The sequence below is a fragment of the Vibrio sp. 2130-1 genome, assembly GCF_033339515.1.
In genome coordinates this window covers 237,885-262,012 of sequence record NZ_JAWOUT010000003.1, presented here as the reverse complement: position 1 = coordinate 262,012, position 24,128 = coordinate 237,885, and the positions used below count along the sequence as shown (strand labels likewise).

Below are 24,128 nucleotides of genomic sequence, written 5' to 3'. Positions count from 1 at the left end.
GGCGCTTTTCTTATTACTCTTTGTCGGTTAGACCCCTTTAGAACCAAGTTTCCATTTGCAGTGCAAACAGAACTTCACCACCATCACCCATCGTTGCAGCGCCCGCATCCTGGCTAATCGAGTAGCCATTCAAGTCTTCGCTCCAATCAACGTAGCTAACAGCAAAACGTAGCTCCGGACGGTCAAAGAAACCTGCTGCGGTAGACATCTTAAGCGTTGGTGCAATTGTCGCTTTGTAAAAACTGCCACTTGCTTTATCAATCGCATTGTCTAGGTTCATGTATTGGTATGAGCCTTCATAAACCATCTCAAAGTTTTGTGTAAACTCTTGCGCTAAGCGGATGTTGAACGATGCCCACGTGAATTCATCATTTTTAGCAAAGCGATCTTGGCTATGTTCTGCTAGCAACGCAGGTGCTACACGCCAGTTGTCGCCGATGCGTGTTACACCATAACTGAACAAACGTACGGCTTTTGCGTCTTCTAACAAATCTCCGTTTGAACCGATGCCTTTAAGTTCCGCACCCAGTCCATCACCCATCAAAATACCGGTTTTTGAGAAGCCTTCACTCATGCCAAAGAAGTTATCGCCATGGTAAGCAAACATCGCATGTAAACCTTTGTCCGCTGCGCCTTCTACGCGATCATTGTTATCAGCAGACGTCATGCCGCTCAGCATCAATTGCCAATTACCGAAGCGGTTGTTCATTGTCGCGATATAGTTTTCAACATCTGTTGACGAGCTATCAATCTCACCAAAATCACGACCATAGATCGAGAAGTTTGCTTTCCACGAATCGCTCATTTGGACGTCATACACACCAGCACCAGTACCAGATAAGAAAACAATATCCGAGTCAAAGAAGTGAATGTCAAAGTTATCACGGTCAAATCGTTTACCAGCCCAAAACGTCGCGTCAGCAAAAGCTCTTGATTCAGAGAACATACTCAACTTGTTTAGCTCAGCATATACCTGACGAACGTTTAATTGACTCTCGCTCGCCGTCCATTCGTTATTGGTTTCCGTACTATCTGCCAACATGATTCGGAACAATGCGCTGGAACCATCATCTGCAAAACGTTTGTGAATAAGGTTTGCTTCCACATAATGATCATCCTCTACCCCTAATCGCCCAACTGGAGCGCCAATAGCACCAGCTGCCGTCATGTAAGGACCAGTACCCACTGCACCATTCAGATCGTCATTAATCAGTAGCCCGGAACGAGCGTAGCCATGAAACTCAAAGCTTGAGGCTTTCTCATTTGCTTCTGTGGATGCTTTTTCTGTCTGCTCAAGTCTCTGTTCTAATTCATTAATTCGCTTTTCAAGAGCGTCAACATCTGTTGCTGCGAATGCAGGTGCAGTAACCAGTCCAAGCGCTACTGCCATCGTCAAAGTGTGTAGTTTCATTTCCATAGTCTCACGTAAATTTATACTTAGGCATGCTGCAAACGTTCCCAAGAAAAATCGCAAACTTATGGTGACTTTAAATGTCCATCTAAAGCCTGAATTTCAGAGCGCTCGTACTCAGAGCGTCTCTACTACTTATATCAATGAGGGCGATAATATATAAACTTTTCGGGAACGTTACCGTTAAGAGGCCATTTTGTTACTTCTATCACGTTCAATTGTGTTACTTACAGAAAAATCATTAACCAGCGCACATTTGAATAGCAATGAGAAAGAGGCATTGAAAGCCTTATTAACAGGTGGCATTGTGGCAAAGACGTTGGCTCAACGTCTTTTATAGATTGTCTTGTGGTTAGAGCGCACAAAAACTTCATAGAATCAGTGAGAGAATTTGGCTCCATGCATTTTAATATCTACAAAACTCATTTTTTGAACATAAATGAGTTTTGTAAAATCTAATAATCTTGCTCATGGTCACTTCGGCTTCGAAAAGCCACTCATTACCAAAAAGTAATCAAGCTAATGCATCTCAACGTTATTCTCTTCGACTAGTAAGTATTTAATTTGATGTTGAAAATCTGCCTCAATTATATCTTCTCGACCTTTGGACATAACGGTGTCGTAAACCATGTTTACATATTCATACGACAGATATTTATCAAAAACATGAACTATATCGTCGTTAATTAAAATTTCACCGTAACAAGCTAAGTCTTCATCAAACGTATTTTGGTAACAAGATATTTTAGAACTATCCCATCCAGAGTAAAATTCGACACTCTTGACATCGTCATACATCGCAATTACTAACTTTTCGATTCCAAGCTGTCCTTCAGCCTCAAACCTCGACTCAAAGTTAACATAACCGATAGCAATACCTTCATTAGAAGCTGAGTAATCTTTATTAACTCCGTAGTGGACTTGATTTTCTCTAAGTTTAGCATTGCCAATAGCTTTCCAAGTTAGGCGGTTCCCGTCAATATTTTCACCAAATGTAAGCTCTTCTTTGACCTCAATAATTTGGTTCGCTAGTTGGTAAGTTAAAGGCAGGTCAAGATCCGGAACGTTAGTGGCAAGACTTAGACCTTTCCTGCTATGTTTTTCGTAAATTACCTGATGCTTTCTTGGCTCGGAGTGAGAGCTTACAACTATCCATCCGCTTTCTTCAGTAGATGGGTTAGTTGATTCGGAGTTACAACCCAAAATAAGAAGAGTTGACGCGCTAAACAGTACAGTTTTTAAGTACATAGTGAGTATTCAAAGTTAATTATTTCTTGGCATTATCATTTAAATTAATACCATGGGCAACAAAATCATACTTTAATACCTCAACAGCTATTCTATTTCGAAGTTAATATTTTTGATTAGCTACATATCTAGGTTAATAACAGAGAACGATGTAAAAGTGAATTATGTGTACTCACTCTATACTTAATCATACAAGTCCGGCAGTGCGAAACGAATAAAGTGAAAGTGTCAAAAGCCCGAATAACATTCCTCAAACAAAAAAGCCCTTTACATAAGTAAAAGGCATTTTTATTTTAGATTTTGATTAGCGAGCTATAATACCAACCCACCGTCAATCTTGAGCACTTGTCCTGTGATGTAGGCGCTCTTGTCTGAGGTTAGGAAAGAGACGCCATTGGCAATATCTTGAACTGAGCCCATGCGCCCTAATGGGGTTTTGCCTTCCATCATTTGAATAACTTTCTCTGGCAGGTTCTTGGTCATGTCGGTGGCGATAAAGCCTGGCGCGACACAGTTGACGCGTATCTGTGCACCCTTTCTTGAAAGTTCTTTCGCCCAGCCTTTGCTCATTGAGATGACGCCGCCTTTACTTGCGCCGTAGTTGCTCTGGCCGATATTACCATCCGTTCCCACTATAGAAGAAATGCTAACAATACTGCCTGTGCCCTGCTCTAGCATGACAGGAGCAACACGTTGGGTGAGTAAGAACACCGCTTTTAGGTTCACGTCGATCACGCTGTCCCAGTCTTGCTCTAACATATCTGGCAACAATGCATCTCGAGTGATGCCCGCGTTGTTAACCAGAGCATCGATTCTTCCGTGCTGCTCTACAACACTTTCTACTACTTCACTGACGGCTTCGGCATCACACAAGTTGACTTGATAACTGCTTAGCTGCGCCGACTGGCTCCATTCCACGGGCGATATATCTAGCCCGACAACATGGAATCCATCCTCCAGTAATTGTTCACAAATCGCTTGGCCAATACCACGAGCCGCACCAGTGACTACTGCTACTTTTTCCGGTTTCATCTTGGTCTTCCTTAAATGTTGAGATTACAAATTCGCTTGTATCCCTAGCGTTTTTGTTTTTATGCCTAATCGCGTTACAGCTGCGCTTCTCATACGCAGGGTCTTTTATATCTTATAAAAACTATAGAAACAGTCTGGGAGTCGGATGTGAACTAATCAAGGCAACTTGATGACTATGGCAAGATCAACGTAAGAAAGTGTGTTGGAAGGCGCAAAGTTACACGATTGGAGGACTTGGATAGAAAAGTATTGGTCTGATTAATCAAATACTACTTCATCAGACCAATATTACTTGTCTCTTAATCTCTTACAAAAGCTGGTTTTGTTATTTTCACCAGAAAAGGCTGAAGCAAGAGATTAAACAACATGCCAGCAATAAACAGGGTGATCACAATACTCGCACCACTCGGTAAGTCATAGCGAGCCGACGCGGCAATACCCGATAAGATCCCAACAATACCGATGCTGATACTGGCGACAAAGAATCGAGTTCCCTTCAATGCTGCCGCACATAAAGCTGGAATCACCAACAAAGCAAATTCTAAATAAATGCCGGTTAACTTGACCGTAATGGGCATCAGAATAGCAAAGATCAGATAAAAACCACTACCGCGCATAAACGCAGGTTTTAACCAAACTAATAGCAACATCGCAGCGGTAATGAGTGCCAAAGGCCAAACGTCTGCCCAAGTCGCCCATAACAGTTGCCCATTAAGAATGCCTTGAATAAAGTCTCCGCCGTGTGGGTCTTTGCTCACCAGCAGGATCGCCAGCGATGCAGACACGACAAACAAGCTGCCGATCATGGGCTCTAAATGCTGCTGGTATCGTTTCTCCATTAAGGCGATCAAACCGCAAAGCATCAAAGACATCACCCAAGGGCCAATCATTTCGCCAAAGAATGAGCCTGAGAACAGCGCGTATTGGCTCAACCAGTAGTGGCTTAGTGCTGCCCCCAATGCCGCGACTTGCGCCACCGCCAAATCTATAAAGATGATCTGACGATTAAGAACTTGTTGCCCCAGAACGATGTTGCCAACTAACGCAATTAAACCACACAAAACCGCAGGTAAAAGCCATGCATAATCCGCCATGGCTTAGATCTTCACAGGAACGGGCGGCACTAACACATCCAGTAAATCATCAATGACCTGATCGTACATCTCATCCAAGCTTTCACCCTCAGAAACGGTCAATGGCAGTTGAATCACAGGTTTGTCAGTATGATCTTGCAACCAGTTCGCTGGACGCTGATCCTGATGAGAGGAGTAAACAATCGCATCAAAACTGTCAGCATCTAACTTGGTAAGCGATTGCAGGTGAGATGTGGTCGGTGAAATGCCCGGTTTAGGTTCGAGATCGGCAATCTGCTTCATTCCGAGCCAATCGTACAAATAACGATACGTCGCGTGATAACCGACAACTTGCTTACCCTTTAAAGCAGCCCCTTTCTCATTCCATTCTTTAAGCTTTTTACGCCAATGAGCACGAAACTTCATACCATTCACTTGGTAACTTTGTGCGTTGTCGGGATCAATCGCTTTTAGGCGCTCCGTGACTTTACGAGATAATGGAATCATGTCATTTGCCGCAAATTGAACATGTGGGTTACCGTGAGCGTGTATATCTCCCATGCTACGGTCAACGTGAGCATGAGTATCTAACATGCGCACGAAGTCCGTCGCGTAGATCATGCTCGGCGCACCATTTTGCACCGCCGCATTGCTGCTACGAACTTGCAGCATAGGTAACCACCCCACCTCTAGTTCTGCGCCCGAACACATTGCCATGTCCGCTTGGCGCATCTTCGCAATCAAAGAAGGGCGAGCTTGTACGTAATGTGGGTCTTGCTTGACCGTTGTCGCTGAATAAATACTGGCATCTGGCGCGTGGCTTTCAAGAAAGGCTTTCCATTCTGGCTCACAAACAAAAATGTTTAGAGCTAAAGCAGGCGAAGAGATGATGGCAGCTCCTGCCGCCATCATCACCAAACTGCATTTATTCAATGTCAGCTTAGAACGCATGAGCACCGTGCGCTCCAAATGTCATCACGTATTGCAGAGTGAACACGTTGTCTGTCTCACTGTCTTGGTTATCAATGCGAGTGTATTGCGCACGGATAGTACCGAAATGAGAAGAATCCCATGCGATCATCGCATCCATTTCTTTATCATTCAGCTCAGTAAAATGCATGTGGTCGCCGTGTGCATGACCATCGTAGCTTTCTGCTTCGCCGTAACGTAGACCAGCTGACCAGCTTGGGTTGAAGCGATAAACGCCCGAAACATAGTATGCGCTTAGGTTGTCTGGTGACTCTGCATCGTTTTTATATTTGCTGTCTACCACACCGTCTAACAGCATGTATTCAGCCGATAGCGTGAAGTTGCTGTATTTGTAATTACCGTCTGGTGCCCATTTCCAAACAAAATCAGCACCGTAAAGGTTCGCACCTGTCACTGCTGCGCCATGATGGTGCTCGTGATCATGCTCTTCTTCATGACCGTGGTCGTGATCTTCGAACTCTTTAACCTTGCCGTTTTCGTTGCGCAGGTAACTTAAACCAAACTGCCAACTTGAAGATTCGGAGAAGTCATTCCCAAGCTTCAGCGTCGTGGTGTACACGCCAACTTCAGAACCATCTTCGACAGAAGACATTTTGCTACCACTAAGCGCTTCTACACCAAGTTTTACGTAAAGGTCGGTTGGCAACACGATGTTTGCACGTACACCATCATCGTAGTAGTGCGAGCCAAGGAAAGTACGATAAGCAATTGGACGCTCGACAAAGCTATCGGTGTGCATGTGTTGGTTATTCAGATAACCAAAGTCAGATAGGAATCGGCCAGCGCGCACATTTACACCATATGGCAATGCCAAAGTTTCGATGAATGCCTCTTCAAGCTCTAATTCTGTATCATCACCATGACTTTCAAGAACCGCGGTCAATGCGCCGTAAAACTTGTCGTCGATATTTGATGAGAAGTTTAATTCCGTATGGCCTAGACCAAAGCCTTCTTCGCGCTCAGAATTATGACGTTGGCCATCTTGGTAGTAGCCATCAACAACAACACCAATCTGTGGGTTCGATAGTGTGTCGGCAAAAACAGGGGATGCAAAAATGCTACCGATCACGAGAGACACCAATTTCTTATTCACTACTTTTTCCTTTTTGTTATGTTATAACATTTAATTTTGCGATGTTATAATATAACAATTCTCATTACACAAGCAGAAATTTAAATTAGGCTCCGATTTCATGTTCGTACTCAATCCATGAATTGGGCTATCAACAAATGAATCAATTGATGTTTTTTATACGTATACTAATGAGAATTAGTAATTAAATAAGTAACGGAATTTCAATATGTTGAATATGGATTTTTCAAAAAGAATCGTGATAGATACTGCTCAACAGGAATGGATCGCCAGCCCTTCCAAAGGTGTGTGGCGCAAACCTTTGGAACGAGAAGCCAAAGAATCAGGGCATACCACCAGCGTCGTTAAATACGAGCCAAATTCGCAGTTTTCGACTCATCCTCACCCTCAAGGAGAAGAAATATTGGTGCTCGAGGGAGTATTCTCTGACGAATACGGTGACTACCCTGCCGGCACTTACCTTCGTAACCCTCCAGGAAGTCAACACGCACCATTTAGCGAAGAAGGCTGTGTGATTTTAGTTAAACTAAATCAGTTCGAATCTGAGGATCTTGAAACAGTTCGCATTAATACAAACCAAGCGAGCTGGCAGAGTGGTGTCGGTGGGTTGCAAGTCATGCCTCTACATAATTTTGAGCACGAACATGTCGCGTTGGTTAAATGGCCAAAAGGTGAGAAATTTCAACCACACCGTCACTTTGGTGGTGAAGAGATTTTCGTATTGTCAGGAGAGTTTAGAGACGAGCTAGGTACCTATCCCGCTCTCTCTTGGATCCGAAGCCCACATATGAGCGAGCATTTTCCTTTTGTAGAGCAAGAAACGATCATTTGGGTAAAAACTGGTCACCTGCCGCTCCAAGCTCCTGCTCAGCACTCCTAATGTTTGCACACTTGGCATCGTCCATTGGAACTAAAATCGGCCCGCTATTTACGAGCCGATGATCATTTCGTCACTAAGAACCCATTATTCGCGAGTGGAGCCAGTCTTTGAGCTCAGCCCGGTTATGTTTTAACACGTTCATTTCGTGATCATCAATCGGGCTTCCTTGAAGTTCTAGTACGCGGATTTCCTTATCTAAAGCATTGTAGTTTTTAACGGTTTCAGCAAATGATGCATCGTTTTCGGTAAGCTGGGTAATGGTATCCAAATGTTCTGGGAATTCATGAGTTAATGAGTGATTTTCACCTAACATAGAGACCTCTTGGCTAGAGTTGTTGATGTATTTGTCCGCTCATTTTTTGAGCGACACATTTCTAACCATAGCACTTCAAATAGCACAATATCGTCGATTTGAGCACACTTTTACTGAACTTCTTAGTCATGGTTTATCACTCTTTTAACCGCGCGACTCCGCTCGTTATTATTCTGTGTTTTATCAATAATCGACTACATTTAATACACTTCTAATAAAAAGGTACATCTAAATGAACAGCATGAAAATTGGCTTGATCAGTGCGTCAATAACAGTTGCGTTGATTGGCTGTAATTCAGACAGTGACTCTGTCAGCACAATGACTCCGGTTACCTTGTCTGTATCAGATGCCCCTATTGATGACGTATCAGAAGTGGTTATCGCATACAACAAAGTGGCATTCCTCCCTTTGGATGGTGGTACACCACTAGTTTTCGATGTGTATAAAACAGACGAAGAAGGCAATTTGGTCGACGAAGATGGTAACCCCCTTCCCGAAGGTGAAGATCCACTCCCACTAAGTGTTAACTTACTCAATTTCCAAGGCAGTGACGCGCAGGAATTGGTGGATGATGAACTGATACCAACTGGTAATTATAAACTCTGCGTGTTTGCTAATGATGGCGATCATCCAAACTACCCATCGTATGTGATTGACGAAGCGACAGGAAATCAAATCCCACTGACCGTCAAAGGTGATGGTGCTTGCCCACAAGGTGTCGGAAAGGATCCTGACTCTGGAGTACTGTTCTTTAACAACACCTTTGCAGTCAACCCTGACAATAATGAGTTCGTAGTTGAATTTGATCTGCGCCGTGGCTTAAAAGACGGAACAGGCCAAAACGAAGGCTACAGCATTCAACGCACCTCCGTCACTTTAATTAACACGGTTACAACGGGGGAGATTCAGGGTGATGTCGCAACATTGACCTATCAAAGCTGCGAAACGGATACCCCAAGTGCAAATGGGTATGCACACGCGGTCTACCTATATGAAGGAAATATCGCCGAAGAGAACATGGGGCCATTTGCAGGCGCAGAAGGCCAAATAATGCCAATCGCAGCGGCGAACGTAGTGGAAGACATTGATGAAGCAAATTACGAATATGAATTTGGCTTTGTAGAGCCCGGTACGTACTCCGTCGGCTATACCTGTACCGCAAATGACGATTCTGTAGATGGTATTGTTGCAGGTGAAACCTTTAGCATTTATCAATCTACCAGCGGAATTAGCGTCTTTGTTGGTACCGATACAAACGCAGACTTTTAATCTCTCTAACACTGCAGACCCTGCATGGGTCTGCTTTTTTTGCTATTCCAACTGAGCACGGATCATGGTCTTTGTGACTTTTAAACCTCTTCCCAATAAGGTGGCGTGCCATAGTATTCAGCAAAGTAATCAATAAAGGCACGCACCTTAGGCGCAATTAAACGAGAGCTTGGGTACACAGCCCAAATCCCAGCATCCATCGCTAAAGGGTGATCTTCGAGTACTTCCACTAGCTGACCACTTTGTAATTCTTGATAAACACTCCAAACCGAGTTGATAGAAATACCTAACCCGTTTACCGTCGCGTCTCTCATCGCATCACCATTATCGGTTTTAAAACGACCAGAAGTTCTTACATTGAACATTCCATCTTTTGTATTGAATGACCAATTATTCATTCCAACTAAGTTAATACATTCATGATTCGTCAAGTCTTGGGGCTTGTTAGGTCTCCCAAATTGTTCAATATAATCTGGTGATGCAACGATAATACGACGATCTGGCGCAAGCTTTCTTGCGACCAATGAAGAATCTTTCAACTCAGCGACACGAATGGCGACATCAAAACCTCCCTCAACCAGATCAATAATGGAATCAGAAAATCGGCAGTCCACGGTTAACCCTGGGTAACGCGCCATAAAACCTTTTAATGCGGGCACAATATGCAAGCGACCAAAAGTTGCAGAAGCGGTTATACGTAATACTCCCGTTGGCGCACTCTGCCCTGATCCAACAGCTCCCCTTGCTGCCTCCACTGTTGCAAGGACCTCCTCCGCGTGAGGTAAAAAAGCCTGCCCCTCTTCAGTTAAGGAAACTTTGCGTGTGGTGCGATGAACTAAACGTACTCCTAAGCTGTCCTCAAGTTTATTGATGTGTGCGCTAGCGACAGCAGGAGAAAGTCCAAGCTCCTGGCCAGCCATGCTGATGTTGTGTGTCGAAGCCAAACGGACAAATAGCTTTACATGATCGATGTTCATTTAATTTTCAATTATTTGTAAAAAATCACCATATAGAGCTTAGCATTTTCTTCCTTATGGATAGTAAATAAGTACTCCGGTTAGAAAAAACTGACGGGAAGATAGAAGTCCAGCTCAAACGCCTCATCATGGCTGAGGAAATGGTTTTTATGATAGTGAACATAAGCGGGAGTAGAACGCTGCTTAAAGCCTGAATTCGGCAACCACTTCTCTAATACCATACTCAGTTGAGGAAGAAGCTCACCATATACTCCCGTTAAGCGAAAAACAGCATGTAAACCACCCGGAATCGTCATTTGATTCACGACACCGCGTACTTTAAGCGGCTTATCAATCGCCATACAAGCCACATAGCGACACTTATCTAGCTCGACCCAAGCGGGGTTGGAGTGATGCAAACCATATTGAACCGAAAAGTCCCGATTCTCAGAGCTTGCCCACGCCTTCAAAATCAGCCACGCATTGCGAATGGAACGGCTATAACCCTCATGCCGCACATAAGCCGCAAAGCGTTGTGGAACCTCCATAATTTTAGGTTCTGGCAACTCGCGTTTAGCAACCCGATGATAACCCGCAGCCACTTCCGGATCTTTTAGATACGGCTTTTCTGCGACTTGTAAATCATGCTTTCGCCACGCACCAGGAGACATAGCGAACGTTGCTTTAAACGCTCGGCTAAAAGAAGATACCGAGCTAAAGCCGCACTTGTTAGCAATGTCTAACACCGATGAGCTGGTATCAAACATCAGTTGATTGGCGGCGTATTCCATTCTTGTTCGACGGATATATTGATGGACAGACTCCCCTACCACATCTTTAAAAATACGATGGAAGTGCTGTTCAGAATAGGCTGCTACATCTGCTAGCTCTTTAGCCGATAAATCTCTGCTAATGTCCTGGTGAATGTAAAACAGCACGTCATTGATTCTGGAAACTTGTTGATGGCTCACGGAGTAAACTTTCGCTTAAATAGCATAAATGGACATGTTTAACAGCATAAATGGACACACCAAGCTTGGCAATTTACCTATACTATTTCTGACATAAAAAAAGACAATTACGAGAAGCACAGCACATGGAAATCGCACAGTCATTACAACAAACTAAGTCATCCTATATCCGAGAGATCCTCGCAGCAGCGAGCGATAAGAACGTCATTTCTCTTGCAGGTGGCTTGCCGGACGAAAAAACCTTCCCGATCGACTTAATGAAACCGACGCTCGAAAACCTCGCTAATATGCCAGAGGTGTTTCAATACGGCGCAACAGCAGGCTACGCCCCGCTACTTAACTTTTTGACCGATTATTACCAGCTGCCGGAATCTCATTTGGCTATGATCACAACGGGCTCTCAGCAAGGGCTAGATTTGATTGCGCGTGCGTACGTAAATCCGGGCGATAAAGTGGTGATGGAAGCACCGAGCTACCTTGGTGCTATGCAAGTATTCGGTCTAGTGCAAGCCAACATCGTGACCGTTTCACAAACCGAGTGTGGCCCAAACCTTGAAGAACTCGAACAATGCTTTGCCACGCAGCAACCAAAAATGTTCTACGCCGTACCCGATTTTCACAACCCAACGGGCGTATGCTGGGCGCTAGAGACTCGCCAAAAAGTTGCCGAACTTTGTATCCAATACGACGTTGCATTCATTGAAGACGCACCATACCGCGAGCTGCGTTTTTCTGGTGAAGCACTGCCGCTAGTTTCGGATTTCTGCCCGCAGCACTCCATCGTATTGCGCTCTTTCTCCAAAATAGCTTCACCAGGCTTGCGTATTGGTGTAGTTACGGGCAAGAGTAGCTACCTTGAGCCACTCATCAAAATTAAACAAGGTGCCGATCTGCACTCTAGTATTCCTATGCAAGCTTTGCTGCATGGTCTACTGCAACATGACAACTTCGAAACGCACATTTCAACCATCTGTGCGCTTTACAAATCACGTTACGATGTCATGTTTGCTGAACTGCAAAAACAGCTGCCAGAAAGTTGCGTACTCAAACCCGTCGATGGTGGTATGTTCGTTTGGGTCGAAATTCCAGAATGCGACACCTTCGAACTGGCGAAAAACCTTCTCGCAAACTGGGTTGCTGTAGTGCCGAGCCCGGTCTTTTATCCAGAAGGTTCAAAGGTAAAAGCCGCTCTGCGTCTTAACTTTACCAATGCTACACCAGAAGAACTGACGACAGCTGTCTCTCGACTCGCGGATGTCCTCAACACGTTGTAATTGAACGCGAGTGTAAGAACCTGCCTTTGAGATTCAAAAAAGTCTCAAAGGCAGCATCAAAAAAGTTCCCCAAAAAAATTTATATTTTTCCTTCAAATCAACTCTCTACAGTAAGTGCCTGTTTTCTCTTGAACCTCTCACTCATATAAAAATGAGAACTCAATCACGTATTTGATGGTTAGAAAAGTTACGTCTATCTTTCAGTCAAAGACATCAACTTCGCAGCGTTAATGCTCTCAATTTCAGACACTTTATCAATCGTGGCTTAGCGGTTGATAAACGACTAAAAAAGCATCTGTGGGCATACCCACTACGAAGGGTTGACCAGAACCATTCTGAATGTCGCGAGCCAATCTTTTGATTGGCAATTACGTCAGTGAATCGCACCAAATGACAGAGGGGTTATCAGGATGAATACTCGAATCACGACAGGACTTGTCACCATCGGCTGGTCCGTTACACTTTCACTTTTTACCGCATTCGCCGCATATGCCAATACGTCGCCAAACTGTAGTGACGTATTAGCGGGCAACACAACCGCCGCATCGCAAAAAATGATGGTTTTATTGGGCGAAGACATCACCAAATCCAACCGTATCACTACGGTGATTCCTGCCGAAAACAATCCATTTGTGACCGAAGAACTGGTTTCGGTTTCTAACGACGTATCGCCAAACGGTCGTCTTTCACAAAAGAGTTTGGACGAGATTCGGAAAGTCCGCTCAAATCTAGAGAAAGCAGCACAGGAAGTAAGCCGATTACAGGGCACTTTTGAAGTGGCTTTCATCAGTTTGATTGATGGTTACTGCCAATTTTCTAATCATAAACGTACTCAACATGCCAAAATCGACTTTGACCATTTGGAAGGCCTCACTTTGTATTCAATCCCCGCTTTAATAGCAATGGTCGATCAGTCGTACTCCATGGCAAAGAATCGAATCGCTAATGAGCAGAAACAGTTAAGCGACATTGAAAAAGAGAAACAGAGGCAGAAACAACAAGCAACTGCGGCAGCAGCCGCTCGTTACCAAGACGGTAACGTACTCGTAAGAGTCGAGAACTTTGATGGCGCTAATGTGACATTTTCCGTTACTAACATTGGATCACAAGGATCATTACAACCAAATTTCAACACGTTTAATGCATATCGCACAGAAAGTGGAGAATTAATCTACAAGTCAGAATCTTTATTACACCTGGCGGATACTGCCGGTAACACACTTGAAACAATGGGTATCGCTGAGCTCTCATCACAAGGTGGAAGTGACATATCGATCTCTCCTGGAGAAACCCGAAAATTCGTTACTAGCATTGCTTCAGAAGTCGCGCCACATACGCAGTTGAGCTTAGAGTTTCCAGCCAAAGTGCTTAATACCGAGCGAGACTTTACATTGTCGTTCTCTGATACATCAGCGGTGGCGACAGCAAACGTCAATTAACGCAAGGTAGCCAGTATTTGTAGAACGCATCAAAGACAGGAGAGCAGCGCCTGTCTTCAAGCCTATAGCTACTGTTTGCACTTGTAAGCATTTGCAAACATCGTTACTGACGTAGAAAAGCTCAATGGTTGATATAAGTACAAGGTATCTGCGTCTAAATCCGCCGCCTTGATGCGCATTTGGTTTAGCGTACCCCAAACCATGTCTTTATCTGCGTGAAGCCAATAGTCGTAAAAGTGTCCTTCTGAGCCGATCACGGTACCCATTAGTTCACAGTTTTCAATCGCATTCACATTGTCCCAAAGCACCTGTACTTGCTCAGATTCTTGAGTTGGGAACGTCACACATCCCGTTAATGATGCCGCTAACGCGAGAGTCATCACTCGCTTTTTCATACTTATATCGCCAAAATTTTTCATAGATGGCAGATTTTATGAATGGCTGATGTGATGACTAGCAAAAACTTTTTATCGCGTGTTCAAGTAGAATTAATGGACAACGGAAAAGATCCAAAAGGTGATCATGCAGCTAGCGAGCAAAAACCTAATAATCACAGACCTAGCAATAAAGCTGTATCTGAGATACAACAGTAATGATTAAATAGCCGCGAGGGATAGAGTTTGGTTGCTAAAAATAAGCTAATTCGCTACACAGCTACGGAAGTCGCTGATGCATTTGACAAAGAAGATGAGCTCATTAAACAAGTTCAGTCCAACCAACTCTCGCAAGTGCTATTGCTTTGGCAAGTAAAAAGTCCAACGCTCGTGCTTCCCGCGGGTAAGAAATGGCCAGTGTCTAATGAGTTAGAACATGCGTTAAATACGTCTGGCTGGAAGCTCTTTTCTCGTAAAACCGGTGGTGCCCCAGTCCCTCAGGTGCCAGGTATTATCAATCTATCCCACATTTACCACTGGCCAGAAGGCGAGCCTTACAACATCAAAAAAGCGTATCTCGATTTATGTGCGATATTAACGGTTTTCTTTAAACAGCTCGGCGTGAAAGTGGATGTTCATGCTACGCCTTATTCCTACTGCGATGGCGAGTACAACCTCAACATTGGCGGGCAAAAAGTCGTGGGAACCGCGCAGCGCGTTTTACTGAAAAAAGGCGGTGGGCAAGTGGTGTTATCACAAGCATGCATTCTGATTGATGCCGACGTCGAGAAGATTGTCGAACCAGTACGAATGTGTAATCAGCTCTGCGGTCACAGCGATGATATTCGTGGTGATGTCCACACACCGCTCTTCCATCATATATCCGACCGCCCATCGGTAGATTCGCTCTTTCAGCAATTGACGAGTGCGTTTTTAACGCATGCAAAAGCGGAGTAATGAAAGGAGCAATCCTCCCCCACACTCCGAACATCATTCGATAAACTAAAACTGCATACCGTGATAGCGATGTAAGAATGGGCATCGCCAACGTAAAACCATTCAATCGATCGACCAAACCAGTTATCAGTTTTGCCTGCCCAAAAGAAATGAGATCCAGTTCAAATATTTATCCATGACGGAATTAGTTGAAGCCTGCGCGTAAAAGCCTCAGAATGTCGCACTTTTCGCACCGATTTGTTTTCGGCGCGTTGTTATCTAACTCTACAATTGAGAATCATACATATGGGTTTTACCTCGTTAGGTCTATCTGCTCCAATCCTTAAAGCTATTCAAGAGAAAGGCTACGACACCCCTTCGCCAATTCAGGCAAAAGCAATTCCTGCTATTTTGGAAGGGAAAGACGTAATGGCAGCAGCGCAGACTGGTACAGGTAAAACCGCAGGCTTTACGCTACCGATTCTTGAGCGTTTATCGAACGGCCCTCGCGTTCGTGCTAACCAAGTTCGTGCACTTATCCTGACGCCAACGCGTGAACTTGCGGCTCAGGTGCAAGAAAACGTGTTTATGTACGGCCGTCACCTTCCACTAAGCAGTACGGTGGTTTTTGGTGGTGTGAAGATCAACCCGCAAATGCAGCGTCTTCGCAAAGGTGCGGATGTGCTGGTAGCAACACCAGGCCGCCTGATGGATTTGTACAACCAAAATGCGGTCAAATTCGACCAACTAGAAGTTCTGGTACTGGATGAAGCAGACCGCATGCTGGATATGGGCTTTATCCGTGATATTCGCAAAATCCTAGCTCTGCTACCAAAACAACGTCAGAACCTACTGTTCTCTGCGACTTTCTCGGATGAAATCCGCGACCTTGCGAAAGGCTTGGTGAACAACCCGGTTGAGATTTCAGTGAACCCGGCAAACTCGACGGCGAGAACGGTTGAGCAAAGCATCTACCCAGCAGACGTGAAGAAGAAAGCACCGATGTTGGTTAAATTGATCAAAGACGGCGATTGGAAGCAAGTGCTGGTGTTTACGAAAACGAAACACGGCGCAAACCGTCTGGCGAAGTTCCTGATCGAACAAAATCTACCGGCTGCTGCCATCCACGGCAACAAGAGCCAAGGCGCACGTACCAAAGCACTGGCGGATTTCAAATCGGGTGAAATTCGTGTGTTGGTCGCGACGGACATTGCTGCGCGCGGTATCGATATTCCGCAATTACCGCAAGTGGTGAACTTTGAGCTACCGAAAGTGGCAGAAGACTACGTTCACCGTATTGGTCGTACTGGCCGCGCGGGCGAAGTAGGTAAAGCGATTTCACTGGTGTGTGCGCTAGAAGCATCTGAGTTGTTTGCGATTGAACGTTTGATTCAAGAAGTACTACCACGTAAAGAGTTGGAAGGTTTTGCGCCAACCAATGTGGTGCCAGAATCTAAACTGGATACGCGCCCAATCAAACCGAAAAAACCTAAGAAGCCAAAAAAACCAAAAACGCCAAATGCTGCAAGTGAAAACGCTCCAGCAACCGAAAAGAAAACAGGCAATGGTGCAAACAAACCTAAGCGTCGCTTCAACGGTGGTAACAACGGCAACAAAAACAGCACCAACCAAGGCGGTGCGGGCAAGCCTAAAGGCAACCGTGAAGGCCAAAGTCGTGCAAACAGTAAACCAGATGACCGCAAACCTAACGGCAACAAGCCAAATGGTAATAAACCGAATGGAAATAAACCAAACGGTAATAAGAGTGGCAACGCTGGTAAACCGTCTGGTAACCGCAAGCCAAACAATGCTAAGCCTGCAGGAAACAAACCGTCAGGTCAGCGCCGTAAGCCTCGTCCGCAAGCTGCAAACTAACCTGTAAACGGCCACCGATAGCAAATACAACAAAGCCGCTGATAATCTCAGCGGCTTTTTTTCTTAAAACACAGTTTTTTTAGAATACAGCTTTGTTAAAACAGTCTACATTAAAGGTGTGATTCGAATATCTGCGATTTGCGCTTCGTTCTTTTCACCCTCAATACCACCAGCGTAAATGTAGGTTTCATTCGATTTGAGGTAACTCATATTGAAGTGGTCCTTCAGCGCGATCTGATAGGTTTTTCCCTGCTCCAACGCTACTTCAATTGGCGTTGAGTAACGCATACCTTGGTTTTCACCAATATGGCCCATCTGCAAGTAACCTTGGCCAACCACCTTACCTGCATCATCCAATACCTCTAACAATTTCACGGTGTTCGTGATGCCAGTATTAAGTTGCCCTAGGTTATTGTTGTACCAAGCATCGAACTGGTAAGTGCTCGTTACAGGCGCTGTAAACGACTCTGTACCTTTTACGATGCCACTGTCTTTACTCACCGTAACCACTGAGACATTGTCTTTGAGTGGCTGATTTTCGCCATCGAGTTTGATGCGGATCTCTTCACCGACACAAACAGGTTGGCTTGGGTTAGAACGGAAGCCTTTATCGTTAATGCTTTCAGCCAAATAACAAGCAAAACCTATTGGCGTATCGGAATAAGATTGAGCAATCACGTTCTTTTGAATCAGCTCGCCATTGCGATACAAGTTCACGTTGTACTTACTCGTCACGTCAATCGAAACCGAATTATCAACGCTTTTTACCACCAATGTTGGCTCTTGCGGAGAATAAACGCGACTATCTTCACTTGCGTACGGTTTCACACCAGAAACTAAAGTAATGCTGCTATCTACATTCACAAGCGCGCCCAATGTCACGTGGAAATGCCCCTCATCGTCCATCGTGACATTTTCAACTGGGTAGTAACCTGTGTCATCTTTGCTTACTTCAGGCAAGTCAATCGTTACCGAGTAGTTCTTTCCTTTGAAGGCAAAGTTTTCCAACGTGATTTGTTCAGACTGAGCCAACAAGTTATTGCGCACCCAACTTGTGATAAACGGCTTCACTTCCAACTTGCCCGTTTCGGTATGGATGCCGAATAGGGTCTCTACCACCATGTTCAAGTAGCCACCCACAGACCAAAGCTGACGCTGAGAGTTAATAACTGGGCCATCCATGCTTGGATCTTCACCATGATCACTATGGATGATGAATGACTTACCAGAAAGCCACTCTAAGTTTTCCATGTTGGATAAATTAGTTGCCGTACCACGAACCAACGATTGAATGGCATTGTTCGCTGCTGCCACATTTTGTGTTTGATGCGCGGCGCGCAAGCTGTACGCGGTAACAAATTGCCAAATTGCGCGATTATGGTACACAGGCACGTCCGGTTGTTGAGGGAAGTAAACCGGCACGCCAAACTCACTGTGTGGGTAATTGGCCATGATTTGTTTCGCCTGCGCATCACTTGCCACACCACTGATGATCGCAAGTGCTTCGCCCAACATGTCATATTTGTCGACCGCGATGTCTTTGCCATTATCAAACAAATAACTTACGTACATACCGCGTTCGGCATTCCAAAACTGCTCGTTGATAGCGGTTTTTAGCTGTGCAGCCCACTCGGTGTATTTGACCGCGTTGGTTGAATCGTACTTCTCTGCCAACTTAGCCGCGAGCTGAATCGCGCGGTAGTGAACCACGTTTGTCGATAACGCTTTGCTGCTACCAATCGCATTGACATCGTTTGGCGTCCACGTTGAATACGTTTGCTCACGCCAATCAAGGAATGATTGCTCACCGGTGTATAAACCAGATTTCGCATCAAAAGCCGCCAGGCGATCGGCTTCAAGTGTATTACTGATCGCTTTGTAAGCGCGCTCGGCAAATTGGTTGTACTCTTCCCCATCCAATGCCGAAAGTAAGCGTTCTGCACCAAGCGCCCAAGTCGTGCGGTCGGTACTGATTGGCCAGCTACCGCCCGTGCCCGTATCTTGCACAATCTGCTCGCCATCGTATTGCTGATCGGTCGTATCGCGGAAAGCGGACAATTTGAAATTCAAACCATTTTGCACGCGAGTTGGATTCATCAATGCAAGCGAAAGGTCTGCTGCGTACGCCAAATCACGCGTCCATACGTAATGCCACTTCGCGCCCGTCTCAAAAACTTCCGCTTTGATTGGGTTGTTGTAGTTGTAATTGCCGTCTTTGATTTCAGAAACGGCAAGCTGGTCTAGCTCTTTCATCGTCAACGCAAACAACGCGTCAAACGCGACATCGCCCGACACCACTCGCGGCCCTGTTTGTTCATTAATCACTAAGCCTTGGTCGAGCGCATCACGTAATTCTGTCGTCGTTGAAATACCAAATTCACGCAGTTCAGCTTTAGGATCTTTCACCGAAAAAATCACGGTATCACTCGAGTCATCGTAATTGGCGAACAGTTTCACTTCTTTGCTCTGATGCCCTTCATGCACCATTGCAGGGTCGAGAATCGCATCAGAGTAGTATTTTTCCGCTTCTTCTTGCGTTGCTTTCGTCACAGTCATTGTCGCGCGACTTTCATCGGCAAAGCTCACAGAAAACTTGTAATACCCTTTGTCTTCAAACGTGATCTCAGAGTTGCAATCATCGTTCATACACGCTTCATTCGTGTCCGGTTTTGGCTGGTACTCTTGAGCTTTATCCAACGCCGCGGGCTCCTCAAAATAGGTGTATTGGATCTGCCAACCCGGATCAGCAATCTTGAACTGATTGCTACCTCGAGCGACGCGCAGTACGGTTTCGTACTCGTTATTACCCAAATAGTTTAGCTTGGCATACTCTGCCGTGCCCCAATCCCCATTTAAACCACGTAAATATAAGTCGGCTGAAATAATTGGTTTGTCGACCGGCACAGGCGCATCAGAGGAATCTGACCCACATCCAGCAAGACCAATACAAGACGCGACAGCAAGCGCAATAAAACTCGGTTTCATGTTCATCCCTTAGATTGTTGTTTTGGCGACAGTCTAAAGAACACCTTTTTGAGGGGAAAATAGGAAGTCAGGAGCGAGCTATAGATAACATCTATACGTCAAACCCCAACAGTGATGTAGATCTATGAAATGCGCATAATTTCAATCAAATGAGATTACAGATTTGTGATTTATAAATGAAATTGTGCAAAATACCCCTCGTTCTTAGAGGGGAAAGAAAATGGACAAATCTCTGCAGCAATTTTTACTGGTTGCACGCTGCCAAAGCATCAGCGCTGCGGCAAGAATGGCAGGGTTAAGCCAGCCAACGGTAACAAGCAATTTAAAGAAGCTGGAAGAGAATCTCGGCGTAACGCTGTTTGAACGTCACCCTAATGGCATGGTGTTGACCGAATACGGACGCATCCTCTATCGCCATAGCAACGCGATGCAGCATGAATACAACCAAATGATGCAAAGCATTGATGAACGGAAACAGTACCAAGTCGGAAAAATTAAAATGGGTACTGGCGATGCGTGGTGGCCGCTGTTAGTCAAACAAGCACTCAATGAACATCTGACCAAGCAGCCATCGGCATCTACACACGTCGAATTTGGCAACCACTTAGGCTTGATGGATTCATTAATCAACGAACAGATTGAATTCTTCATCGGCCACGAGATTGTCGGCTTGTCGTCTAAATGCGATGTTACGTTTATTCCGCTATTTCAAACGGGTGATGCCTATTTTGTTTCCCCAAACCATCCACTGCTAGGTAAAACCGTCACCGAAGAGATGCTGCACGAATACCCTGCTCTTTCGGTCACTTATGACGCGAAGAAATTCGCTCACGTCATCGATAACCCAATCCCGAAACAAAATGAACGCGAAAGGCAGCAACTGGATGACAGACCGACTTACGAAGTGGATTCTCTGCTCGCCAGCATTGATGTACTGAAAGAAAGCGTCGCGGTGATGTCTTATACCCGCCATCTGCAACCGTATTTGGAATCTTTTGGTTTACGATGCTTAACCATGGAAAACGAACCAAACCTTGGCACCGTCGGGATTTATCGCCACCGCCGAGAAACCTCGGAATCGCATCTAGATCTGATTGCTGGCATCACTCAGCGCGCTAAATTGCTCAACTAGAAAGTCCAAAAACAGGCGAACTCGTTTCGGTTGATATTGGCGGCTTTGATAAATGACATGCAAATCCGCTTCAGCGCCTTGCGAAAAGGCGCTGAAGTTTTTCATATACCCATCCAAAACCGTTACTAAACGTTGTTGTTTTAGGTCTTGCTGAATATCTAAAATCGATTTCAACGCAATCCCCGCACCGTCCAACGCCCATTGTCGAATCACTTCACCATCATCAGAAAAGCGCTTTGGCGTGACCGTAATCGATTGGTGAGACTCTTCATCTTTAAAGTGCCACGTTTTTAATTCTTCATTACTGCGCACCATCGCTAAGCAGCGATGATCCGCGAGATCTTGTGGGCAGTTTGGGATACCTTGCTTCGACAAATAATCAGGTGACGCGCACAGCACACGTTGACTCGACGCCAGCTTGCGCGAAATGAGATTGCTGTCCGCTAACTCACCGTAACGAATCACTAAATCGAGCCCCGATTCAGCCAAGTTCGATAAATTATCATTAAGATAAAGATAAGGCGTCACATCCGGATATTGCTCAGAAAAAGCCGACACCATCGGCGAAATAATTTGTTTGCCAATATCTCGTGGAGCTGAAATTTTCAACGTTCCGCGCACTTCCGAAATACCCGTTTGCAGTAAGTTTTCCGTCTCTTTCACGCTATCAATGATGTTCAGACAAGCTTGATGGTACATTGCCCCTGCGTCTGTCAGTGATACGTGGCGTGTGCTTCGGTTGAGCAGCTTTACGCCATAGCGTTCTTCTATCGCTTGCAGCCTTGCCGTTACCGTCGCCGGAGACAAACCTAACTCCCTTCCCGCCGCTGCCAGACCTTGATGTTTAACGATGCTGACAAACAACGTCATATCCGAAAACTTATCCATCTTCGCGCCCTTGTTGTTTGGAAAAACTGAATAATCAATTCAGATATTACCCAATTATCAAATTAAATCGAATCCATATACTGACCCTATCGACATTGTTTAGACCCAGAACGTTATGTGACAGGGCAAAGTTAAACGCCGTAACGCTGTACAACGCACAACAACACGCCCTGCCCAGCCAGAGATAGGAAACAAAACATGAAACTGTACATTTATGAACATTGCCCCTTTAGCGCCCGCGTCCGTTTTGTTGCAGGCATGCTGAATATTCAGCTCGACGTCGTCAACATTGCTTATGACGACGAGAGCACCACCACAAACATCATCGGCGCCAAACAAGTTCCTCTTTTGATCAAAGACGATGGTGAAGCCATGGCGGAAAGCTTAGACATCATCAACTACTTCCTTGAATTGGCATCTTCCAATGAAAGCAGCCAACCCTCAACACCGGTTTTAGACTGGCAAAAAAAAGCGTTTTTACCGCTACAAAAAGTCGGGTATCCGCGTTGGTCAAACATGACGTTACCGGAATTTGCAACAGAAACCGCGAAACAAGCATGGCGTGCAAAAAAAGAAACCGAAGCGTTAAATTTTGAAGCTTTGATTAACGATACACCTGCGATTGCGAAAGAAGTCGCCGCTTTGATAGAACAAACCAAACCCTTGCTCAACCTAAGTTCAGAAAAGCAAACATCACTGGTTGATCAAGCCATTATGTTCTCCATTTTGCGCGGTTTCTTCAGTGCTTCCGAAGTGCAATGGGATCCAGCCGTACTTCACTGGATGGCAAGCGCTCGTAAAGCGACCAACGTGCCAGTGCTTATCTGAGGAGCGCAACATGAAACAAAGAACAAATAAGCTGTTTGAACCAGCTCAACTGAAATCGTTGTCACTACAAAACCGTATTGTCATGGCACCAATGACTCGCGCACGCACCACTCAGCCGGGCAACATCCCGAATGAGATGATGGCAACGTATTATCAACAGCGCGCTTCTGCCGGGCTGATCATTTCCGAAGCCACACAAATTTCGGACGATTCTCAAGGCTATTCGTTCACCCCTGGCGTTTACACCGATGCGCAAGTGGCGGGCTGGCAAGGTGTGACCAAAGCGGTCAAATCACAAGGCGCAGCGATGTTTTGTCAGCTATGGCATGTGGGCAGAGTCTCTCACCCAACATTCCAAAATGGTGAACAGCCTATCGCACCATCTGCGCTCGCTCCGGTAGAGACGCAAGTTTGGATTGCAGATGAACAAGGCAACGGCAATATGGTCGATTGTGTTGAGCCTCGCGCCATGACACAAGCGGATATCAACCGAGTTGTCGGTGATTTCGCGAACGCAGCCAAACGCGCCATTGAATCGGGTTTTGATGGTGTAGAAATCCACGGCGGGAATGGGTATCTGATAGACCAGTTCTTAAGAACCAATTCAAACCATCGAACAGACAACTACGGCGGTTCACGAGAAAATCGTATCCGTTTTCTTATCGAAGTAGTGGATGCAGTTATCGCCGCTGTTGGTGCGCATCGAGTTGGAGTGAGATTGGCACCATTTATTACGTTTAAAGATATGGACTGCCCAGATATCGTGCCAACGATCTTAGAGGCATCAAAACAGCTACAGGAGCGCGACATTGCCTACTTGCACTTGTCCGAGGCCGATTGGGCCGATGCACCAACGATTCCAGAGACGTTTCGAATCGAACTTAGAAAGCGCTTTCGCAACGCTATCATTGTCGCAGGTCGCTACAATCCTCAACGAGCAAACGAAGTGTTAGAGAAAGGCTACGCGGATCTTGTCGCATTCGGACGGCCATTCGTAGCAAACCCAGACTTAGTCTCTCGCTTGCAACATCACCATCCGTTGGCAGAACTCGATGGCTCAACGTTGTTTGGCGGAAACGAACGAGGCTACACCGATTACCCTGCTCTGCAACAGGAATGCGCAGAACAGGCCTAACAAAAAAGCCCCAACCTAGCTGCTA

General features: G+C 45.3%; 22 protein-coding genes and 1 pseudogene. 10 read left to right on the top strand and 13 right to left on the bottom strand.

Features of this window, described 5'->3' with window-relative positions:
• Window positions 1-37 precede the first annotated feature (37 nt).
• The 6 genes from R7Q09_RS05955 to R7Q09_RS05930 form a co-directional block, all read right to left on the bottom strand.
• Entirely contained in the window at window positions 38-1,411 is a 1,374-nt protein-coding gene (locus R7Q09_RS05955) for a carbohydrate porin (RefSeq protein WP_318070632.1), read from the bottom strand.
• A gap of 519 nt (window positions 1,412-1,930) precedes the next feature.
• Window positions 1,931-2,659 (bottom strand): hypothetical protein, encoded by a 729-nt coding sequence (locus R7Q09_RS05950; RefSeq protein WP_025767960.1) that lies wholly within the window; start codon window positions 2,657-2,659, stop codon window positions 1,931-1,933.
• Window positions 2,660-2,971: 312 nt separating this feature from the next.
• Complete coding sequence (gene fabG / locus R7Q09_RS05945) at window positions 2,972-3,691, bottom strand: 3-oxoacyl-ACP reductase FabG (RefSeq protein ID WP_213871435.1); 720 nt, start codon at window positions 3,689-3,691, stop codon at window positions 2,972-2,974.
• Between the two features lie 299 nt (window positions 3,692-3,990).
• Window positions 3,991-4,785 carry a metal ABC transporter permease gene (locus R7Q09_RS05940; protein ID WP_005373725.1) on the bottom strand — a complete coding sequence of 265 codons (795 nt, stop codon included), beginning with the start codon at window positions 4,783-4,785 and terminating at the stop codon, window positions 3,991-3,993.
• A 3-nt stretch (window positions 4,786-4,788) separates the two neighbouring features.
• Window positions 4,789-5,715: a metal ABC transporter solute-binding protein, Zn/Mn family gene (locus R7Q09_RS05935; RefSeq protein WP_213871436.1), complete on the bottom strand. Its 927-nt coding sequence runs from the start codon at window positions 5,713-5,715 to the stop codon at window positions 4,789-4,791.
• Window positions 5,705-6,847, bottom strand: coding sequence for a hypothetical protein (locus R7Q09_RS05930; protein WP_182015828.1), 1,143 nt, complete (start codon window positions 6,845-6,847; stop codon window positions 5,705-5,707). The genes R7Q09_RS05935 and R7Q09_RS05930 overlap by 11 nt, the downstream gene beginning before the upstream one ends.
• Before the next feature lie 208 nt (window positions 6,848-7,055).
• Between R7Q09_RS05930 and R7Q09_RS05925 the strand changes: the two genes are divergently transcribed.
• A complete protein-coding gene (locus tag R7Q09_RS05925) occupies window positions 7,056-7,727 on the top strand; it encodes a cupin domain-containing protein (protein WP_005387008.1) in 672 nt (223 codons plus the stop codon).
• 73 nt (window positions 7,728-7,800) lie between these two features.
• Here R7Q09_RS05925 and R7Q09_RS05920 read toward each other — a convergent pair whose 3' ends face one another.
• Window positions 7,801-8,040 carry a YdcH family protein gene (locus R7Q09_RS05920; protein ID WP_005373737.1) on the bottom strand — a complete coding sequence of 80 codons (240 nt, stop codon included), beginning with the start codon at window positions 8,038-8,040 and terminating at the stop codon, window positions 7,801-7,803.
• Between the two features lie 232 nt (window positions 8,041-8,272).
• Between R7Q09_RS05920 and R7Q09_RS05915 the strand changes: the two genes are divergently transcribed.
• Window positions 8,273-9,310, top strand: a complete 1,038-nt coding sequence (locus R7Q09_RS05915; protein ID WP_318070604.1) for a DUF4382 domain-containing protein — start codon at window positions 8,273-8,275, stop codon at window positions 9,308-9,310.
• An 80-nt stretch (window positions 9,311-9,390) separates the two neighbouring features.
• On the opposite strand, the gene R7Q09_RS05910 is transcribed toward R7Q09_RS05915, so the two are convergent.
• Window positions 9,391-10,287: a LysR family transcriptional regulator gene (locus R7Q09_RS05910; RefSeq protein WP_213867584.1), complete on the bottom strand. Its 897-nt coding sequence runs from the start codon at window positions 10,285-10,287 to the stop codon at window positions 9,391-9,393.
• An 80-nt stretch (window positions 10,288-10,367) separates the two neighbouring features.
• Window positions 10,368-11,237, bottom strand: coding sequence for a GyrI-like domain-containing protein (locus R7Q09_RS05905; protein ID WP_064369384.1), 870 nt, complete (start codon window positions 11,235-11,237; stop codon window positions 10,368-10,370).
• A gap of 125 nt (window positions 11,238-11,362) precedes the next feature.
• Between R7Q09_RS05905 and R7Q09_RS05900 the strand changes: the two genes are divergently transcribed.
• Both R7Q09_RS05900 and R7Q09_RS05895 read left to right on the top strand, forming a co-directional pair.
• Window positions 11,363-12,511: a PLP-dependent aminotransferase family protein gene (locus R7Q09_RS05900; protein WP_017819834.1), complete on the top strand. Its 1,149-nt coding sequence runs from the start codon at window positions 11,363-11,365 to the stop codon at window positions 12,509-12,511.
• A 410-nt stretch (window positions 12,512-12,921) separates the two neighbouring features.
• Window positions 12,922-13,950, top strand: a complete 1,029-nt coding sequence (locus R7Q09_RS05895; RefSeq protein ID WP_053349297.1) for a hypothetical protein — start codon at window positions 12,922-12,924, stop codon at window positions 13,948-13,950.
• Window positions 13,951-14,018: 68 nt separating this feature from the next.
• Here the strand turns inward: R7Q09_RS05895 and R7Q09_RS05890 are convergent, their stop codons facing one another.
• Window positions 14,019-14,345, bottom strand: coding sequence for a DUF4156 domain-containing protein (locus R7Q09_RS05890; protein WP_005387015.1), 327 nt, complete (start codon window positions 14,343-14,345; stop codon window positions 14,019-14,021).
• Between the two features lie 42 nt (window positions 14,346-14,387).
• On the opposite strand from R7Q09_RS05890, the gene R7Q09_RS05885 reads away from it, so the two are divergent.
• Both R7Q09_RS05885 and R7Q09_RS05880 read left to right on the top strand, forming a co-directional pair.
• A complete protein-coding gene (locus R7Q09_RS05885; RefSeq protein WP_196358484.1) occupies window positions 14,388-14,543 on the top strand; it encodes a hypothetical protein in 156 nt (51 codons plus the stop codon).
• Between the two features lie 27 nt (window positions 14,544-14,570).
• The gene (locus R7Q09_RS05880) at window positions 14,571-15,281 is read left to right on the top strand and encodes a biotin/lipoate A/B protein ligase family protein (protein WP_053349299.1); all 711 of its coding nucleotides are present in this window, start codon (window positions 14,571-14,573) and stop codon (window positions 15,279-15,281) included.
• A 59-nt stretch (window positions 15,282-15,340) separates the two neighbouring features.
• On the opposite strand, the pseudogene R7Q09_RS05875 reads toward R7Q09_RS05880, so the two are convergent.
• Window positions 15,341-15,418 (bottom strand): annotated as a pseudogene (locus R7Q09_RS05875) (VOC family protein); the annotation flags it as partial.
• Window positions 15,419-15,566: 148 nt separating this feature from the next.
• Between R7Q09_RS05875 and R7Q09_RS05870 the strand changes: the two are divergent.
• Entirely contained in the window at window positions 15,567-17,135 is a 1,569-nt protein-coding gene (locus tag R7Q09_RS05870) for a DEAD/DEAH box helicase (protein WP_318070603.1), read from the top strand.
• Between the two features lie 105 nt (window positions 17,136-17,240).
• Here R7Q09_RS05870 and R7Q09_RS05865 read toward each other — a convergent pair whose 3' ends face one another.
• Window positions 17,241-20,120, bottom strand: a complete 2,880-nt coding sequence (locus R7Q09_RS05865) for an MGH1-like glycoside hydrolase domain-containing protein (RefSeq protein ID WP_318070602.1) — start codon at window positions 20,118-20,120, stop codon at window positions 17,241-17,243.
• A 220-nt stretch (window positions 20,121-20,340) separates the two neighbouring features.
• Here R7Q09_RS05865 and R7Q09_RS05860 point away from each other — a divergent pair, with 220 nt between their 5' ends.
• Window positions 20,341-21,252 carry a LysR family transcriptional regulator gene (locus R7Q09_RS05860; protein ID WP_318070601.1) on the top strand — a complete coding sequence of 304 codons (912 nt, stop codon included), beginning with the start codon at window positions 20,341-20,343 and terminating at the stop codon, window positions 21,250-21,252.
• Here the strand turns inward: R7Q09_RS05860 and R7Q09_RS05855 are convergent.
• A complete protein-coding gene (locus tag R7Q09_RS05855) occupies window positions 21,205-22,140 on the bottom strand; it encodes a LysR family transcriptional regulator (protein ID WP_064369389.1) in 936 nt (311 codons plus the stop codon). The two genes, R7Q09_RS05860 and R7Q09_RS05855, sit on opposite strands and share 48 nt — an antisense overlap.
• 198 nt (window positions 22,141-22,338) lie before the next feature.
• On the opposite strand from R7Q09_RS05855, the gene grxB reads away from it, so the two are divergent.
• The gene (gene grxB, locus R7Q09_RS05850) at window positions 22,339-22,968 is read left to right on the top strand and encodes a glutaredoxin 2 (RefSeq protein ID WP_085569174.1); all 630 of its coding nucleotides are present in this window, start codon (window positions 22,339-22,341) and stop codon (window positions 22,966-22,968) included.
• 10 nt (window positions 22,969-22,978) lie between these two features.
• Window positions 22,979-24,103, top strand: a complete 1,125-nt coding sequence (locus tag R7Q09_RS05845) for an alkene reductase (RefSeq protein ID WP_318070600.1) — start codon at window positions 22,979-22,981, stop codon at window positions 24,101-24,103.
• Window positions 24,104-24,128: the final 25 nt, after the last annotated feature.